Annotated in this window: 17 protein-coding genes; 10 read left to right on the plus strand and 7 right to left on the minus strand. The window is 46.1% G+C overall.

The annotated features are described in order from the left end of the window. Nucleotides 1-504: 504 nt before the first annotated feature. From EK374_RS03320 to EK374_RS03345, 6 genes are all read left to right on the plus strand, one after another. A protein-coding gene (locus EK374_RS03320) for an IS3 family transposase (protein ID WP_407691844.1) occupies nucleotides 505-1,616 on the plus strand; the annotation gives its coding sequence in 2 pieces (ribosomal slippage) (nucleotides 505-766 and nucleotides 766-1,616; 1,113 coding nt in all). A gap of 146 nt (nucleotides 1,617-1,762) precedes the next feature. Then, nucleotides 1,763-2,104, plus strand: a complete 342-nt coding sequence (locus tag EK374_RS03325; protein ID WP_127020120.1) for a DUF4258 domain-containing protein — start codon at nucleotides 1,763-1,765, stop codon at nucleotides 2,102-2,104. Nucleotides 2,105-2,114: 10 nt separating this feature from the next. Next, complete coding sequence (locus EK374_RS03330) at nucleotides 2,115-2,561, plus strand: helix-turn-helix domain-containing protein (protein WP_127020122.1); 447 nt, start codon at nucleotides 2,115-2,117, stop codon at nucleotides 2,559-2,561. Nucleotides 2,562-2,671: 110 nt separating this feature from the next. Beyond that, the gene (locus tag EK374_RS03335) at nucleotides 2,672-3,307 is read left to right on the plus strand and encodes an RHS repeat-associated core domain-containing protein (RefSeq protein ID WP_233280388.1); all 636 of its coding nucleotides are present in this window, start codon (nucleotides 2,672-2,674) and stop codon (nucleotides 3,305-3,307) included. Continuing rightward, nucleotides 3,297-3,515 (plus strand): hypothetical protein, encoded by a 219-nt coding sequence (locus EK374_RS03340; RefSeq protein WP_127020126.1) that lies wholly within the window; start codon nucleotides 3,297-3,299, stop codon nucleotides 3,513-3,515. The genes EK374_RS03335 and EK374_RS03340 overlap by 11 nt, the downstream gene beginning before the upstream one ends. 248 nt (nucleotides 3,516-3,763) lie before the next feature. Next, a complete protein-coding gene (locus EK374_RS03345) occupies nucleotides 3,764-4,279 on the plus strand; it encodes a hypothetical protein (protein ID WP_127020128.1) in 516 nt (171 codons plus the stop codon). Here EK374_RS03345 and EK374_RS03350 read toward each other — a convergent pair. Continuing rightward, complete coding sequence (locus EK374_RS03350) at nucleotides 4,276-5,154, minus strand: LysR family transcriptional regulator (RefSeq protein WP_127020130.1); 879 nt, start codon at nucleotides 5,152-5,154, stop codon at nucleotides 4,276-4,278. The two genes, EK374_RS03345 and EK374_RS03350, sit on opposite strands and share 4 nt — an antisense overlap. Nucleotides 5,155-5,252: 98 nt before the next feature. On the opposite strand from EK374_RS03350, the gene EK374_RS03355 reads away from it, so the two are divergent. Both EK374_RS03355 and EK374_RS03360 read left to right on the plus strand, forming a co-directional pair. Next, on the plus strand, nucleotides 5,253-6,458 hold the full coding sequence (locus tag EK374_RS03355; RefSeq protein ID WP_127020132.1) for a M24 family metallopeptidase: 1,206 nt from the start codon (nucleotides 5,253-5,255) through the stop codon (nucleotides 6,456-6,458). Nucleotides 6,459-6,598: 140 nt separating this feature from the next. Continuing rightward, nucleotides 6,599-7,291 (plus strand): hypothetical protein, encoded by a 693-nt coding sequence (locus tag EK374_RS03360; protein ID WP_127020134.1) that lies wholly within the window; start codon nucleotides 6,599-6,601, stop codon nucleotides 7,289-7,291. Between the two features lie 92 nt (nucleotides 7,292-7,383). On the opposite strand, the gene glnG is transcribed toward EK374_RS03360, so the two are convergent. The 4 genes from glnG to glnA form a co-directional block, all read right to left on the minus strand. Continuing rightward, entirely contained in the window at nucleotides 7,384-8,793 is a 1,410-nt protein-coding gene (glnG, locus tag EK374_RS03365) for a nitrogen regulation protein NR(I) (protein WP_127020136.1), read from the minus strand. After that, a complete protein-coding gene (gene glnL, locus EK374_RS03370; protein ID WP_233280325.1) occupies nucleotides 8,781-9,875 on the minus strand; it encodes a nitrogen regulation protein NR(II) in 1,095 nt (364 codons plus the stop codon). The genes glnG and glnL overlap by 13 nt, the downstream gene beginning before the upstream one ends. 70 nt (nucleotides 9,876-9,945) lie before the next feature. Then, nucleotides 9,946-10,491 (minus strand): DUF4124 domain-containing protein, encoded by a 546-nt coding sequence (locus tag EK374_RS03375; protein WP_127020138.1) that lies wholly within the window; start codon nucleotides 10,489-10,491, stop codon nucleotides 9,946-9,948. A 108-nt stretch (nucleotides 10,492-10,599) separates the two neighbouring features. Continuing rightward, nucleotides 10,600-12,009 carry a glutamate--ammonia ligase gene (gene glnA, locus EK374_RS03380; protein WP_127020140.1) on the minus strand — a complete coding sequence of 470 codons (1,410 nt, stop codon included), beginning with the start codon at nucleotides 12,007-12,009 and terminating at the stop codon, nucleotides 10,600-10,602. A 452-nt stretch (nucleotides 12,010-12,461) separates the two neighbouring features. Between glnA and typA the strand changes: the two genes are divergently transcribed. Next, nucleotides 12,462-14,294, plus strand: a complete 1,833-nt coding sequence (gene typA, locus EK374_RS03385) for a translational GTPase TypA (protein WP_127020142.1) — start codon at nucleotides 12,462-12,464, stop codon at nucleotides 14,292-14,294. A 295-nt stretch (nucleotides 14,295-14,589) separates the two neighbouring features. Further along, nucleotides 14,590-15,123 carry a DUF3016 domain-containing protein gene (locus tag EK374_RS03390; RefSeq protein ID WP_127020144.1) on the plus strand — a complete coding sequence of 178 codons (534 nt, stop codon included), beginning with the start codon at nucleotides 14,590-14,592 and terminating at the stop codon, nucleotides 15,121-15,123. On the opposite strand, the gene EK374_RS03395 is transcribed toward EK374_RS03390, so the two are convergent. Together EK374_RS03395 and EK374_RS03400 are read right to left on the minus strand one after the other, a co-directional pair. Beyond that, entirely contained in the window at nucleotides 15,110-15,409 is a 300-nt protein-coding gene (locus EK374_RS03395; RefSeq protein ID WP_127020146.1) for a hypothetical protein, read from the minus strand. The two genes, EK374_RS03390 and EK374_RS03395, sit on opposite strands and share 14 nt — an antisense overlap. Before the next feature lie 83 nt (nucleotides 15,410-15,492). After that, nucleotides 15,493-15,801 carry a prephenate dehydrogenase gene (locus EK374_RS03400; RefSeq protein ID WP_127020148.1) on the minus strand — a complete coding sequence of 103 codons (309 nt, stop codon included), beginning with the start codon at nucleotides 15,799-15,801 and terminating at the stop codon, nucleotides 15,493-15,495. Nucleotides 15,802-15,858 lie beyond the last annotated feature (57 nt).

A 15,858-nucleotide genomic window follows, 5' to 3' on the forward strand; every position in this document is an offset into this window, starting at 1 on the left:
GCGTTTACAGTTTTGATGGTTATTACATTTATTGGCTCATACATTTTCTTTAAGCTTGCAATATATTTTGAGTTAGACTTTGACACTCCAGTCCGAGAAATGAATGGATTTACCTGGCTGATTTTTATAGGGCTGCAGATATTTCTGTTAATCCCTATTCTATATTATTTAGGTTTGAATTTTTTGCGTTACATATTTAATAAGTTTGATTTGTAATTAGTATTTTTTCTAAAATCCAAAGGACATCTCACCGGTGTCCTTTTTTCTACCTAAACCGCGCAAAACCACCAGCTGCCTAGTCAGTCATTTCCAGTAGAAGTGATCAACGTTCACTAGCTGGCCTGTCAATTTGCTGCAGCGCCTACACTCGGTCACGCCAGTATTTCCACCACACCCAGATTGACCCCCATGCCAGCAGGCAGAAGCTCAAAGAGGTAATCATCCCTTAAATTAACTGACGCTAAAAGTAGAATTTTCTCGTAATATAAACGCAGGAGATTCTGCATGAAAACATCAAAATTTAGTGACAGCCAAATCCTGGCAATTTTAAAACAAGCGGAAGCTGGAGCTCCGGTTCCCGAACTCTGCCGTGAGCACGGTATGAGTTCGGCCACCTTTTACAAATGGCGCGCCAAATTTGGCGGCATGGATGCATCCATGATGGCCCGGCTTAAAGAGCTGGAGGCGGAAAATGCCCGGCTGAAAAAGATGTACGCCGAAGAACGGCTCAAAGCCGAAATCCTCAAAGAGGCCATCGAAAAAAAGTGGTAAAGCCGTCGCGCCGACGGGAATTGGCGCAAAAGGCGGTGCGCGAGAAATCCATTTCTGTCACATTGGCCTGTGCGGTGTTTAGCATCAGTGAAACCTGCTACCGCTATCAGGCCCGTCTGAGGGATGAGAACGCGGAAATTGCGGACTGGCTGCTGCGCTTAACCTCCACTTACCGGAGTTGGGGCTTTGGCATGTGTTTCTATTACCTGCGTAATGTGAAACGCTTTGGCTGGAACCATAAACGTGTGCTGCGGATTTACCGCGAGCTGGAGCTGAACTTAAGGATAAAACCCAAGAAACGGCTCACCCGTGAAAAGCCTGAACCGCTGGCGGTGCCAGAGATGAAGAACCAATGCTGGTCGATGGATTTTATGCATGACCAGCTCGAGGATGGCCGCAGTTTCCGGCTGCTGAATATCATTGATGATTTTAACCGGGAAGGCTTAGCCATTGAGGTCGACTTCTCGCTACCGGCAGAACGGGTAGTCAGAGTGCTCAATCAAGTCATTGAGTGGCGAGGCAAACCCAAGGAAATCCGTAGCGACAACGGCCCTGAATACATTGGTTCTGTCCTCAAAAACTGGGCAGAATCAAACGGAGTGGCCCTGAAGTATATTCAGCCAGGCAATCCGCAGCAAAATGCCTATGTGGAGCGATATAACCGTACAGTTCGCTACGACTGGCTAAACCAATATTTATTCAGCAGTATTGCCGAAGTTCAGGACTATGCGACAGAATGGCTGTGGTTTTATAACAATGAACGGCCAAACAAAGCTTTGGGTGGCATACCACCGAAGTACAAGGACAACTTAGTAACACAGGCTTCTACTTCAAGCGTCCATTAAAAATGGGATGATTACCAAGAGGTGTATATGAAAACGCATCCTTCGGCGTTGATAGGGAGCGGGTTGTTTTGAATGAATGGATAACAATGATTGACAGTGCGCACTTCACCTATCAAAATGATGGGTATCAACTTGATAGGTGATTCATGAGCAAAAGTGAACCTCAAGGAGTAGATGAGTTTCCTCTGACGGAAGGAACGGCCAGACAGATCATCAATAATCTGGCTGAATACCACACGGACAGGATTCGCTGGAGTAAACACGTTAAAGAACGGATGCAGGAACGAGGCGTGACCACCGGTCAAATACTGACGCTGCTTAAGAGCAAACACTCCGTGTTTCGGGAGGGGCCGTTTCAGGAATCGAATGGTGACTGGAAATTTAATCTCAAAGGTCTGGCCGCAGGTACAGTGATAGAACTGGCCGTGGCCCTGAAAAATCATCAACAGACGCCAAGCTCCGTGCTCGTTACTGTCTGGATTAGTTAAGGAGATCACTATGTATCATTACAGCGAATGTGGTTTATCGAATGTGCATTTGGTTAATGGCTTTACGGTTGAGGTGATTGACGGTGAGGAATACACCAGTATTGACGATATGAACGGTCTTCACAGAACCATTGCTCAAGCTATTGTTGACTGCAATAGACCACTGACTCATGAGGAATTTAAGTTTTTGCGTATTGAGCTGAATGTTTCTCAAAAAATGCTGGGGACACGTTTCGGTGTTGATGAGCAGACCATTGCACGTTACGAAAAAGGCCAGACAAAAATCCCACGTACGACAGATGTAGCTTTAAGAACCCTGTACATGGAAAGTCAGGAAAAGAATAATCCTGTCAGTTATTTCCTGGATTTACTGGCCGACACTGAAGCCAAAGCAGCAGCGCAAGATATAAAGTTAAAACTGGAAGAAGTAGGCGACCACTGGGAAGTTGCAGCCTAGACACTTCATCCCCCCTTCTGAAAAGCCGACATGATGTCGGTTTTTTTTGCTTGTATACATATTAGGGATAAACCAGAATGATTTCTGGTTGCTACATCGTACTAATTTATATGCAGCAGCGGTATTGTGACCCGGTTATTGGGCGGTTTTATTCGAATGATCCGGTTGGGTTTAAGGCTGATAACCCGATGAGTTTCACCCGTTACTTTTATGTAAACAACAATCCTTATAAATACAAAGATCCTGAAGGTGAATCGTTAGTTCATGCAGTTGCATTTGCTGCCGTCAGTATGTATCAGACTTATAACAGCACAGGCGGTGATGTGACAGCCACGCTTAAATCTGGAGCTATTGGTGGAGTAAGAGCAGCTCTATCGTTATCCCCAGGACGCTTAGCCACAAATGTAATGAAATCTTTTGCTGCTGGTTCTGTAGCAGATGCTACAGCTCAAGTTGTAGTGGACGGTAAAGATGTTGGCGATATAGATGTTAAAAAAAGCTTAAGCTCAGGGGCTTCTGCGGCGGCAGGGACTGTCATGGGCACTAAGATAGGGCAAATGGTACCAGTCAAAAATATGCCCTCAGTGAAGGAACCTAACGTTCCTGCTGGACGTACGCAGCGTATGACCGAGAACCCTGGTACTCTTCAAGGTGACAAAACTAAGCAAGGTGCTGTGGGGGCTGCTGTTGGTGCAGTTGCCGGAGGAACGTCAGGTATGACTGAGGAGCGTTTACGTGAACAATGATGATGGAGTTATCAAACGGCGTATAAATGTACTCATTGTTGCAGCTGTGGTCGTTTTTATCATGGTTGCAAAAATTTTGAAAGGTACAGATTTGGTCTCTAATGGTTATCAAATGGCCATAGTTGGTGGAGTATGTATCGCAGTAACTTTGTTAATTGAATTGGCTGTACATAAATTGCTGTCGATGTTTAAAAGTAAAGATAACTAAGACAATATTGGGGGGGCACCTTTCCCCAAATATTAATCAACAAGGACACCCATAACACGGTGTCCTTATTTCTACCTAATGTGAGCAAAATCCCCAGCCACCAGGTCAGTCATTTCCAGTAGAACTGATCAGTGCTCGCCAGCAGGCCTGTCAATTTGCTGCAGCGCCTACATAAGGAGCATCACTCTCTGCTTTCTTTAGGCTCATGACACTGGTACTTTATCGCTCTTTGCACTTTGAGGTGATCTATGAAAATAAGCCTGTCGTATCTGAACTGGAGCCAAAGACGTTTAAAGTGGAGCAGCTTGTGTAGTTTTTTACTGACCGCTGCTGCTGTGGCTGTGTTTGTGTTCTTTCCTAAATACACAGTAGAAAGCGATGGCTCAGATTTGTTGCAGGTGCCGGCTGTGTTAAGTGGTATGAATTGCGATGCAGATTTAGGTGGCAAAGGTATTATTTATTTAAGAAGCAGCTTGTCGACTGAATGGTTGCCGCTGCAGGACCGTCAGGATTGCGACAATACTCAGCAGTTATACGGTTTTTTAAATAAAGAAAATCAGCTGATCTTTTTTATTGAAAACAAAGTCGGCGATTTTTTAATTCATGGCGTCCGTACCTCGGCAACCAATAAAAAGCTGTTATGGCCGGAAAACAACATCATCGTAATGAACAAGTGGAACAGCCTGCCGCTGGTGCTGGCTTTTGTATTCTTCGTCTGCGGCGTAATGTTCTGGCGCGCCTACGCGCAGCGCAACGAATTCTAAGCAGAAGGTGGCTGCAATTGGGTTGTCAGCCACTGAATAAAATGCTCCACAGCTGAACTTTGCATGCTATCGGCTTTGTAATGCACCTGATACTGGCCCCATGGCAGCTGATAACTGAACTGGCGTAAAGCAATCAACTGACCGCTAGCCAGGGCTGGCCCTGCAATAAAATCATTCGACAATGCAAAGCCGCTGCCACCAGTAACGGCTTTTGTTGCCAATAATGCCAGATTGACATAACGCAGCTGCATAGCCGCCGGGCTGCGCAGTTGTTGATGTTGACACCACAATTGCCAGTCTTCGCCTGTCTCCGAGCTGTACAGCGGGTATTGCAATAATTCTGCTGCATCAGAGCTGGTTAATAATTGAAACTGCGCCGGAGCACAGACTGGATACCAGAACTCAGTACGCAATTGCCGGCTAACAAAACCAGCCGGAGCCGGCCAGGTTCCCAGAATAATATCGTACTGCTCAGGATCGGCATTGTTTGCCATAGACGCCATATCTAATAAGGTATCCAGCTCTGGTTGCTGCTGTTTAAACAGCTCCAGCCTCGGTGCCAGCCATTCCACTGCAATAGAGGTTTGTGCCAGAATTTTGAGCTGCACAGGGGGCTGATTTAATAAATGCTGAGTCACTGAATTCAACCGGACAAAACAATCCCGCACCACCGAATACAACATATCGCCAGACTGTGTCAGCTCGACACTTTTGTTTTGTCGCAAAAGCAACGGCTGACCAATAAAGTCTTCCAGCAGTTTCACCTGATGACTGACAGCACTTTGGGTGACAAATAACTGCTCTGCAGCTTTGCTAAAGCTTTTGAGCCGGGCTGTGGCTTCAAAGGCTTGTAATGCTTTCAGTGGCGGCAACATGGATGAATCCAATTCATGAACTGTTGAATTTATATCATTTTAATTCATATGTTCGCAGCTGCATACTCTGGGTTATCAATTGAATATTGGAGTACCTAATGAGTCAGATAGGTGGTAAAACCAAACAACAAGCGCTGGATAGCTTAACCTCCATGGTTGCTGGCGTAGACGCGATCAGTGCTGCCGAGTATCAGGCCCGTATTCAAAAAGCGCAGCAACTGATGCAGCAGCAGGGCATAGACGCTTTGTATTTGAATGCCGGTACTAATTTAAGTTATTTCACCGGCACAGTCTGGTACGCCAGTGAGCGCTTGGTGGGAGCTTTGCTGCCAGCAAAAGGCGAGCTGGTGTATATCAGTCCTGTATTTGAAATCCCGACTCTGGCTGGTTTTCAGGTAGTAAAGGGCGAAGTGCTGGGCTGGCACGAGCACGAAAACCCCTATCAATTGCTGCTTGATAGCTGCAAACGGATTTGTATTAAAGCAGATCCTGTGCTGGCTTTGGATGACAGCAGTGCGTTTTTTATCTTCGAAGGCCTGCGTCAGGCTAATCCACAACAACAGATTGTCAGCGGTAAAGTGATTACTCAGGGCTCCCGATCACAAAAATCAGCGGCTGAGATTGCCATTATGCAGCGCGCTATGGATATGACATTAGAGGTGCATAAAGCCGTGGCCAGCATCTTGTATGAAGGGATCAGTACAGCTGAAGTTGAAGCTTTTATCGACGAAGCCCATCGTAAAGTCGGTGCCAGCGGTTCCTACTTTTGTATTGTGTTATTTGGACCGGATTCAGCTTACCCGCATGGCGTGAAAACGCCAAAAAACCTTGAAAAGGGCGATATGGTGTTGATTGATACCGGTTGTCGTTTATTGGGTTATGTGTCTGATATTACCCGCAGTTATGTGTTTGGCGAGCCAACAGCGCGTCAGCGTGAAATCTGGTCTGTCGAAAAGGCCGCTCAGGCAGCAGCTTTTAACGCAGCTAAGTTGGGTATGGCTTGTGGTCTGGTGGATGCCGCTGCGCGCGAAGTCTTAGAAGCTCATGGCTTAGGGCCGGATTATGCCCTGCCGGGTTTACCGCACAGAACAGGTCATGGCATAGGGATGGATATTCACGAGGGCCCTTATCTGGTGCGCAATGAGCATACGCCACTGGCGGTTGGGATGTGCTTCAGTAATGAGCCGATGATCTGTGTACCTGGTGAGTTTGGTGTGCGACTTGAGGATCATTTTTACATGACCAGCTCAGGTCCGCTTTGGTTTACACAACCTGCCGTCAGTATTGATCAACCCTTCGCTTAAGCTCAAACAAACCAGCCGCATCGGACGGCTGGTTTTACTTTTGGTTGTATCCGGTAACTTTTGCCAACTGATCCATTACAAATGGTCACAGGGTTTTTTCCGGTTGTTCTTAGACTAAGCACAACTTAAGGAGATCTCTGATGAAGCGTTTAGCCTTTGTTGCTGGTTGTAGCTGGTTGTTGCTTGCAGGTTGTAATGTGGAGTTACTTCCAGGACAAGACAAAGCTTTTAATTTTGATTTTAATTCAGGAGTTCATGGCTGGACCGCAGGCTTTTCAGACTATCCGGCAGACAACGCTGCAACCTACCAGCTAGAGTCAGGTATTCGCGCCTTGCCTGGTGCGGCGGCAAAAAAGGGATATTTCCTCTCGGGCATCAATCGCAGCGACGATTTGTTTATGTTCCTGAAAAATCAGTTTTCCGGGTTGGAACCTTCGACAAAATATTACGCCAGAGTACGGTTAACTTTTTTATCTAACGCTGGTGTGGATTGCGCCGGAGTTGGAGGTGCGCCTGGGGAAAGTGTTTATCTGAAGTTTGGTTACGGTGACAAAGAGCCGAAGCAGGAAGGATATTACTTAAATCTGGACAAGGGGCAGCAATCACAGTCTGGTACTCAAGCCAAAGTGATAGGCAATGTTGCAGCCAAAGACGCTGCTTGTGATGGTTCGAAATTTGCTGAAAAGACAGTACAAACCACCACCAACGAACGTATTCCGTTGTACAGCGATGGGCAGGGGCGGGTCTGGGTTTTTGTTGGCACAGATTCTGGTTATGAAGGTTTAACCTCTTTGTATTACAAAAGCATAGAGATTGCGCTTGAGCCCTATTAACCCTAAGCGCTGATTTCCTGCCGGCCAGATGCAATGATGTGGCATCTGGCTGGTTTTTTTACCTTACAGTACAGAGGCTGATCAACTCAGCCTTATTCCATATTCAGTTCTTTCAGCTTACGCGTTAGCGTATTACGGCCCCAACCCAAGCGTTTGGCCGCGTCCTGTTTATGGCCATGGGTGTAATGTAAAGCCTGCTGTAATACTATTTTTTCAAACTCTGGTCCCGCTTCAGCCAGAATGTTCTCCTCGCCAGCATTGAGTTTTTGACTGACCCAGGCTGCTAAAGCATCTTGCCAGCTTTGCTGGCCGCCAGGAACCGAACTGACAACCACTTTAGGCGCACTGGTAAGCTCTGGGGGTAAGTCAGATAGCAGTACTTGTTTGCCACTGGCCATCACTGTTAACCAACGGCAGCTGTTTTCCAGTTGACGCACATTACCTGGCCAATCGAGCTGAGCTAAAAACTTCTCCGTTTCGCTGGCCAGACTTTTTGCTTCAACATTCAGCTCACGCGCCGCTTGTTGCAGAAAATGCTGTGCCAGTTTAGGAATATCCTGCTTACGGTCTTTCAATGCCGGAATTTGAATTCGGATCACATTCAGGCGATGAAATAAATCTTCACGGAATTTACCTTCGGCCACCAGAATTTCAAGATTCTGGTGGGTGGCGGCAATGATACGTACATCCACACTAATGCCCTGATGACCACCAACCCGATAAAACTGGCCATCTGCCAACACCCTTAACAAACGGGTTTGCACGTCCAGCGGCATATCACCAATTTCATCGAGGAATAAAGTGCCACCATCAGCTTGTTCAAAGCGGCCTTTTCGCAAATTGGCTGCGCCGGTAAAGGCCCCTTTTTCATGGCCAAACAGCTCGGATTCAATTAAATCTTTTGGAATAGCCGCCATATTCAACGCAATAAAAGCCTGCTCTGAACGGGGACTGTGTTTATGCAGTGCATGCGCCACTAACTCTTTGCCTGTACCGGACTGACCATTGATCAGTACACTGATGCTGGAGCGCGACAAACGGCCGATGGCGCGAAACACTTCCTGCATGGCAGGCGCTTCACCGATAATTTCCGGTACTTCTGTTTGCACTACGGCCTGTTGTTTTGGCTGTTTCGCCTGACTATGAGCCAAAGCCCGTTGAATAAGCGACACCGCTTCATTGATATCAAAAGGTTTGGGCAGGTATTCAAAAGCGCCTTTTTTAAAGGCATTGACTGCACTATCCAGATCCGAATGTGCCGTCATAATAATCACTGGCAACTCGGGTGATAATTCCTGCAATTTGGTCAGCAATGCCATACCATCTGTACCTGGCATCCGAATATCAGATACCACAACAGTCGGCTGTTCATACTGTAAACGTTGCAACATTAAATCGGCCGAAGCATAACTTTCGCAGGCTATATCTGCCCGAGCTAATGCTTTCTCCAATACCCAGCGGATCGAATTGTCATCATCAATAATCCAGACTACTTGCTGCATTGTTCTTCTCCAGAGTTATTGAGCGGTAAATACAAAGTAAAAGCGGTTTGCCCCGGCCAGCTTTCGCAGTCAATCCAACCACCGTGTTGGTGAATTAAGGTTTGAGCTATCGACAAACCTAAGCCTGTACCTCCAGGTTTGCCTGTGACCATAGGGAAAAATAAGGTGTCTTTAATTTCAGGTGGAATACCAGGGCCGTTGTCTATCACTTTGACTGCCGCTACTAAGCGGTGGCGACGGCCATGAATGGTATGCTGATTTAATATCCGGGTTTGTAAAGTGATTTGGCCACCTTCAGTCAGCACCTGCTGGGCATTGCCAACAATATTCAGTAGTGCTTGTTCAATCAGTTCAGGGTCGAAGGAAAAGTCCGGAATGCTGGGATCATAGTCTCTGACAAACTGAACATGAGTAGGGTTGTCCATTTGGGCCAGTTGGCTGACCCTTTCGAGCACCTGATGCACATTTGAGGATTTTTTACTCGGCGCTTTATAAGGGCCTAGTAATCGGTCGACCAGATTACGTAACCGGTCTGCCTGCGCAATAATAAGCTGAGTGTATTCCTTTTGATCGTCGTTCAGTGATTCTTCCAACAACTGAGCTGCACCACGTAAACCACCTAAAGGGTTTTTAATTTCATGGGCTAAACCCCGAATTAGTTCCCGAGCCGCTAAATGCTGGTGCTGCTGCAAACTTTCCAGACTGATTTTGCGTTGCTGATCTACCTGACGTAATTCCAGCATCAGGGCTAAATGGGGCTGTTCAATCAGATTGACGGTCACGTCGAGTAAAATATGCCGGCCATCTAACAATACCGCTTGTACATCACTGATGCCAAAGCCTTGCCTGTTTTGCAGTGCGGTTAAAAAGAAGCTGGAGGTTAAATCCGTGTACTGAAATAAGGTAAAAAAGTACTGCTGCGCTAGTCGTTTTTCGCCCACACCAAACATCGCCGAACTGGCGGTATTAAAATACTGCACCTGCAACTGGCTATCTAACACCAAAATGGCGGTGCTGAGTTGATCGGTAAAGTCGGTGGTGGAAAAATCCATCGTCTTTTGTTGTTGGGTCACTGCGCTCACCTATTGCACCAAAGTGGTGCTTCAATTTCACAGTGTACTGCAAAATCGGACGGATCACCGTCAAAACGCACTATTTTGGTGAAGCTATTGTAGTTTTACGTAAGTAAAAGGTTGTTACAGCACTTTCTGCAATTAGCTTGCCGTTTTGATCAAGGGCCTGAAGTTGGAGTTGATGTTCACCTCGCTCGACGCCAAGCAAGCGAAAGTTGCTGCTTTGTTGCAATGGGCTTTGTTGATTGCCATCAAGAACTAACCGCAGTTTGTGGTGATCGGCCAGTGGTGGGCTGACATCACTTTGTACAGCCACTTCACCTTGATTCGAAAGCACAGTGGCTTCCATTGCAGGGTTGACTATAGTGAGTTGATAGGGTGCTGCTTCGTCTGTGAATGAAGCTATGGGGTCTAACCGGGTGTCTTGTTGAGGTTGCTGGCTTTGCAGCGACACTTTCAATTCCAGCTTTTTGGAACCGGCAACAGGTTGGTCTGAATACAGAGGGACACCATTTTTATCTACGCTGACATAAACCTGTTGGCCCAAGGTGTTGGCACAGACTAAAGCAAAAAACAGGATCAGCTTATTCATGTAAACCCGAATGGTGGTTGCTGCTGTATTCACTCTAATCCGTCCAGCCACAGATCTCAAATTTCAGTCAAAGAAAAACCCGCGTCAGGCGCGGGTTTTGCTGGTCAAAACAGCGGATGAAAGGCTGTTTTAAACCTGGTGTTATACGCTGTAATACAGTTCGTATTCCAGTGGATGAACTGCAACAGAAACACGTTTGGCTTCAGCACGTTTCATTTCGATGTACGCATCGATCATAGCGTCAGACATGACGCCGCCTTTAGTGAAGATAGCGCGGTTTGCATCCAGTGCATCCAGAGCTTCGTCTAAAGAACCACAAACCTGAGGGATCAGTGCTTCTTCTTCTGGTGGCAGGTCATACAAGTCTTTATCCATAGCATCGCCTGGGTGGATCTTGTTCTGGATACCATCTAAACCAGCCATTAACTGAGCTACGAAAGCTAGGTACGGGTTAGCAGCCGGATCCGGGAAACGCACTTCGATACGACGTGCTTTAGCACTTGGTACCAGAGGGATACGGATAGAAGCTGAACGGTTACGGGCTGAATAAGCCAGCATTACCGGAGCTTCGAAGTGTGGTACTAAACGCTTGTACGAGTTGGTAGAAGGGTTAGTGAAGGCATTGATTGCTTTCGCGTGCTTGATGATACCGCCGATGTAGTACAGCGCAGTTTCAGACAAACCAGCATATTTATCACCAGCAAACAGGTTTACACCATCTTTTGCTAATGATTGGTGACAGTGCATACCTGAACCGTTATCGCCAACCAGTGGTTTTGGCATAAAGGTTACAGTTTTGCCGTACAGGTTAGCTACGTTGTGAACAACGTATTTCAGTACCTGAATTTCGTCAGCTTTCTTAGTTAAAGTATTGAAACGAGTTGCGATTTCGTTCTGGCCAGCAGTAGCAACTTCGTGGTGGTGAGCTTCAACGACCTGACCCATTTCTTCCAGCACTACACACATAGCGCTACGGATGTCGTGGTGTTGATCTACTGGAGGAACCGGGAAGTAACCGCCTTTGATGCCAGGACGGTGTGCTTTGTTACCGCCTTCGTATACTTTGTCTGAGTTCCATGCAGCTTCAGCAGAATCGATAGCGAAGAAAGCTGTAGACATAGTGTTTTTGAAACGCACGTCATCAAACATGAACCACTCTGGCTCAGGTCCAAACAATACAGTGTCAGCGATACCGGTTGATTTCAGGTACTCTTCGGCACGTTTAGCGATAGAGCGTGGGCAGCGCTCATAACCTTGCATAGTGCTAGGCTCGATTACGTCACAAGTAATGTTGACTGTCGTTTCTTCTGAGAACGGGTCCAGTAACATGGTGTTTGCCTGAGGCATCAGGATCATGTCTGAGTCATTGATACCTTTCCAGCCCGCGATTGAAGAACCGTCGAACATTTTACCGTCTTCAAAGAAATCTTCGTTGATCTGGCTGACTGGAATAGTCACGTGTTGTTCTTTACCTTTGGTATCTGTAAAGCGTAAATCAACGAATCTTACGTCGTTCTCTTTGATAAAACTCAGTACTGTAGATGCAGACATGCATTCCTCCGGTTTGTGCTATTGACGGGTGTGTTGAGCACACCTGTTATATAATGCTGGCTTAGGCCAAAGCTTTGCGCATTCTGATGCCATTCTTATGCCAAAGATTTAGCTCATTGATCTGTAATGGTTTTTTATAGTGTCGCCTCCTAATGATGCAAGCTTTTGCATTATTGTGGTGCAATGTTGCCTCATTGTGAGGCAAGAGCCCCAGCTTGGTGCTTTTATAAATAAACACCACTTAAAATAGCAAGTTTCATCGCGCTGTCACTGAAAAACCATGAAATATATAGGCTGGCTCTATGGATGCAAAAATAAGCCGCTTCAGATCACAGTTAATTTTTCTTTCTGTGTAAAAACAGAGTAGAATACGCGCCCTTGAATTCGAGCAACTTTTAGTCAATGCCTAGTGGTCAGGTTTATGGTCAGCTAGTGCCACAGAGGAAATACAAATGAGCGGAACCGCTTCAGCAATAGAAAAACTGCGTAATATCGCCATTATCGCGCACGTTGACCATGGTAAAACCACCCTGGTTGATAAGTTACTGCAACAATCAGGTACTTTCGATTCCCGTGCTAAATTGCAGGAACGTGTGATGGACTCTAACGCTCAGGAATCCGAGCGTGGCATTACTATTTTGGCCAAAAACACTTCTGTGCGCTGGAACGGCTACCATATCAACATTCTGGACACTCCAGGTCACGCCGATTTCGGTGGTGAAGTTGAACGTGTATTGTCTATGGCCGACTCTGTATTGTTGCTGGTAGACGCTGTTGAAGGCCCAATGCCACAGACGCGTTTCGTAACTCAAAAAGCCTTTGCCCACGGTTTAAAGCCTATTGTGGTTGTGAATAAAATTGACCGTCCGGGTGCACGTCCTGATTGGGTTATTGACCAGGTATTTGACCTGTTCGATAACTTGGGTGCCACTGACGAACAGTTAGATTTCCCTGTAGTTTATGCATCAGCGATCAACGGCTGGGCTACTCTGGATTACAACGAACCAAAAACTGATATCAACGATTTGTTCGCAGCCATTGTTGAGCACGTAGCTCCACCAGCTGTTGAGCTGAACGGTGATACTCAGTTACAGGTGTCTCAGCTGGATTACTCCAGTTACTTAGGCATTATCGGTATTGGTCGTATCAAGCGTGGTACTTTAAAGCCAAACCAGCAGGTTACTATTTTAGGTGCTGATGGTTCCAAACGTAACGCTAAAGTAGGCCAGGTATTTGGTTATTTAGGTCTGGAACGTATTGAAGCGACTGAAGCCAACGCTGGTGACATCGTTGCCTTCACTGGTTTAGGCGAACTGAAAATCTCCGATACCATTTGTGCTCCGACTAATCTGGAAGCATTACCAGCTCTGCAAGTGGATGAACCAACAGTCACTATGACCTTCCAGGTCAATACCTCTCCGTTTGCGGGTAAAGAAGGTAAGTTTGTTACTTCACGTCAGATTTTAGAACGCTTAAATGCGGAACTGAAACACAACGTAGCTTTACGTGTTGAAGAAACTGAAGACGGTGATAAATTCAAAGTGTCTGGCCGTGGTGAACTGCATTTAGGCGTTCTGATCGAAAACATGCGCCGTGAAGGCTTCGAACTGGCTGTATCTCGTCCTGAAGTGATCATGAAAGTGATCGATGGCGAGAAAATGGAACCTATGGAAAACGTCACTATCGACGTGGAAGAACAGCACCAGGGTTCTATCATGGAGAAAATGGGCGAGCGTAAAGCTGAAATGACCAACATGCAGCCGGACGGTAAAGGCCGTATCCGTATGGATTTCCAAATGCCTAGCCGTGGTTTGATTGGTTTCCGTACAGAGTTTATGACTATCACTTCTGGTACTGGCCTGATGTACAACAGCTTCGATCACTATGGTCCATACAAAGGCGGTACCATTGGCCAGCGTATGAACGGCGTATTGATTTCTAACGCTATGGGTAAAGCCGCAGGTTATGCGATTTTCTCTCTGCAGGAACGTGGTCGTATGTTTATCGGTCATGCTGAAGAAGTGTACGAAGGTCAGGTGATCGGTATTCACAGCCGTAGTAATGACTTAACTGTAAACTGCTTAAAAGGCAAACAGTTAACTAACGTTCGTGCTTCTGGTACTGATGAAGCTATCAACCTGGTTCCACCAATCCGTTACACTCTGGAACAAGCTCTGGAATTTATCGATGATGACGAACTGGTTGAAGTAACACCACTGTCAATTCGTATCCGTAAGCGTCACTTGACTGAAAACGACCGTAAACGTGCTGGCCGCGCCGGTTAATTACATCGTTTTAGTGTAAAAAACCGCCGCGAGGCGGTTTTTTGCTTTATGCATCTACGAGAAACTCAGGCTTTTACAGCCATAAAGCAAAGCTTATAACCGCCATTGTCAGGCTATGTCAGCAACGCATTACATCTGAACACCTATTGGCACAATTAATCACTTCAGTTTAATGAACGGACTAGGCTATAGTGAAGTCAATAGCTTAGGTACTTATTCAGAATGAATTGCTCGCTGCTGTTTTATCCTTGAAACAAGACGGCTTAGTGCTCTAAAGATATGAGTGGAGGTGTATATGCGTTTTATTAAATTGGGTGTACTGATGCTTTCTGCACTGGTCGGTACTGCAGCCATGGCGGGTGAAGTGAAGGTTGAATACAAAGACTATAAAAAGTTTACTGACATCAAACCTGCAAGCGAAACGAGAGGCAGTTTCGAAAAACGTACTATGGCCAGCTTTGATAAAATTTTTGCTGATTTAGCAGGAAAGTTGCCAGAAGGTTATAGCTGGAACGTTGTTGTGACAGATATAGACTTGGCCGGTGATGTCAATCATATGTTCACTCAGACGGGTCAACAGATCCGTGTCATCAAAGAGATCTTTATTCCACGCATTAATTTCAGCTACACCTTGCTCGATCAAAACAAGGTTGTAGTTGCAGAAGAAAAAGATTTGAAGTTAAAAGATATGGGCTTTATGACCCGAATCAGCGGTGCCAGAGCAGACAGACCTTTTGAGCATGAACGTAGCATGCTGGAACGTTGGTTTAAAGACAGTATCGAGCCTGCAGTGCTCGCGCATCAACAGGGAAGTGTCAAAGCAAGCTAGCTATCTCCTTATAAATCGCAACAGCCTCCTCGCGGCTTAATTGACCACTGGAGGCTGCTTTTCCCAGGGTACTTGTCACCCGTATCGAATCTTGCCGTGTTTCTTCTTTTTGCTGCGCAGGTTCAGGCAAACTTGATACAACTTGTTGCTGTTTGCTTTGTTGTACAGCGGGTTCCAATTCCTTAGCAATGGCTGCACCAGGGTTAGGACGAGTTTGATTACCGGACAACGCAAATTGTCGCGCTTGTAGTTTTATGCTGTCTAATGAAGTTGTTAAGCTTGCCATTTCATACTCCTTCTACTTAGTTAGAGTAGTGCAACGGCCTTTTGTCGTTAGAATAAATATCTATAATCAGGTGAAAAAATAAGCTATTTAGTTATTGCCTGGCGGAAATCTGCCAGAGTTTTGTGTAATAACTGAATTTGTTTCACCACGCGCTGTAAAGTGGCTGTATTAAATTGCTGGGTTTGGCGCATCGCTGCGACTTGTTCTGCCGCTTCACTTAAATACGGCATAAATCTGTTGCTGCTGACCTGAAAGCTTTTGTCGTTAACAAAAATGGTCTGATAGTTGCCATGGCCTTGTTGCTGGATATCCTCTAAAATCGCGTCTGCATCCAAAGCCTTGCGATACAGATCTTTTAAATTCTGATCCAGTTGTTCCAGTAATTGTTCCATGTTTTTGTCTCCAAAAAATTTTCCGCATTATGCCACAGCCTTTGCCAGATGCCGATT

This window comes from Rheinheimera mangrovi, assembly GCF_003990335.1.
In the GTDB taxonomy this organism is placed as follows: domain Bacteria; phylum Pseudomonadota; class Gammaproteobacteria; order Enterobacterales; family Alteromonadaceae; genus Pararheinheimera; species Pararheinheimera mangrovi.

Bases quoted from the DNA above. Each gene is read 5' to 3' on its own strand.
- typA (WP_127020142.1), top strand. From the start codon at position 12,462: ATGAGCGGAACCGCTTCAGCAATAGAAAAACTGCGTAATATCGCCATT.
- glnG (WP_127020136.1), bottom strand. From the start codon at position 8,793: ATGCAGCAAGTAGTCTGGATTATTGATGATGACAATTCGATCCGCTGG.
- EK374_RS03400 (WP_127020148.1), bottom strand. From the start codon at position 15,801: ATGGAACAATTACTGGAACAACTGGATCAGAATTTAAAAGATCTGTAT.
- EK374_RS03325 (WP_127020120.1), top strand. From the start codon at position 1,763: ATGAGCAAAAGTGAACCTCAAGGAGTAGATGAGTTTCCTCTGACGGAA.
- EK374_RS03350 (WP_127020130.1), bottom strand. From the start codon at position 5,154: ATGTTGCCGCCACTGAAAGCATTACAAGCCTTTGAAGCCACAGCCCGG.
- EK374_RS03345 (WP_127020128.1), top strand. From the start codon at position 3,764: ATGAAAATAAGCCTGTCGTATCTGAACTGGAGCCAAAGACGTTTAAAG.
- EK374_RS03355 (WP_127020132.1), top strand. From the start codon at position 5,253: ATGAGTCAGATAGGTGGTAAAACCAAACAACAAGCGCTGGATAGCTTA.
- EK374_RS03330 (WP_127020122.1), top strand. From the start codon at position 2,115: ATGTATCATTACAGCGAATGTGGTTTATCGAATGTGCATTTGGTTAAT.
- glnA (WP_127020140.1), bottom strand. From the start codon at position 12,009: ATGTCTGCATCTACAGTACTGAGTTTTATCAAAGAGAACGACGTAAGA.
- EK374_RS03390 (WP_127020144.1), top strand. From the start codon at position 14,590: ATGCGTTTTATTAAATTGGGTGTACTGATGCTTTCTGCACTGGTCGGT.
- EK374_RS03395 (WP_127020146.1), bottom strand. From the start codon at position 15,409: ATGGCAAGCTTAACAACTTCATTAGACAGCATAAAACTACAAGCGCGA.
- EK374_RS03360 (WP_127020134.1), top strand. From the start codon at position 6,599: ATGAAGCGTTTAGCCTTTGTTGCTGGTTGTAGCTGGTTGTTGCTTGCA.
- EK374_RS03335 (WP_233280388.1), top strand. From the start codon at position 2,672: ATGCAGCAGCGGTATTGTGACCCGGTTATTGGGCGGTTTTATTCGAAT.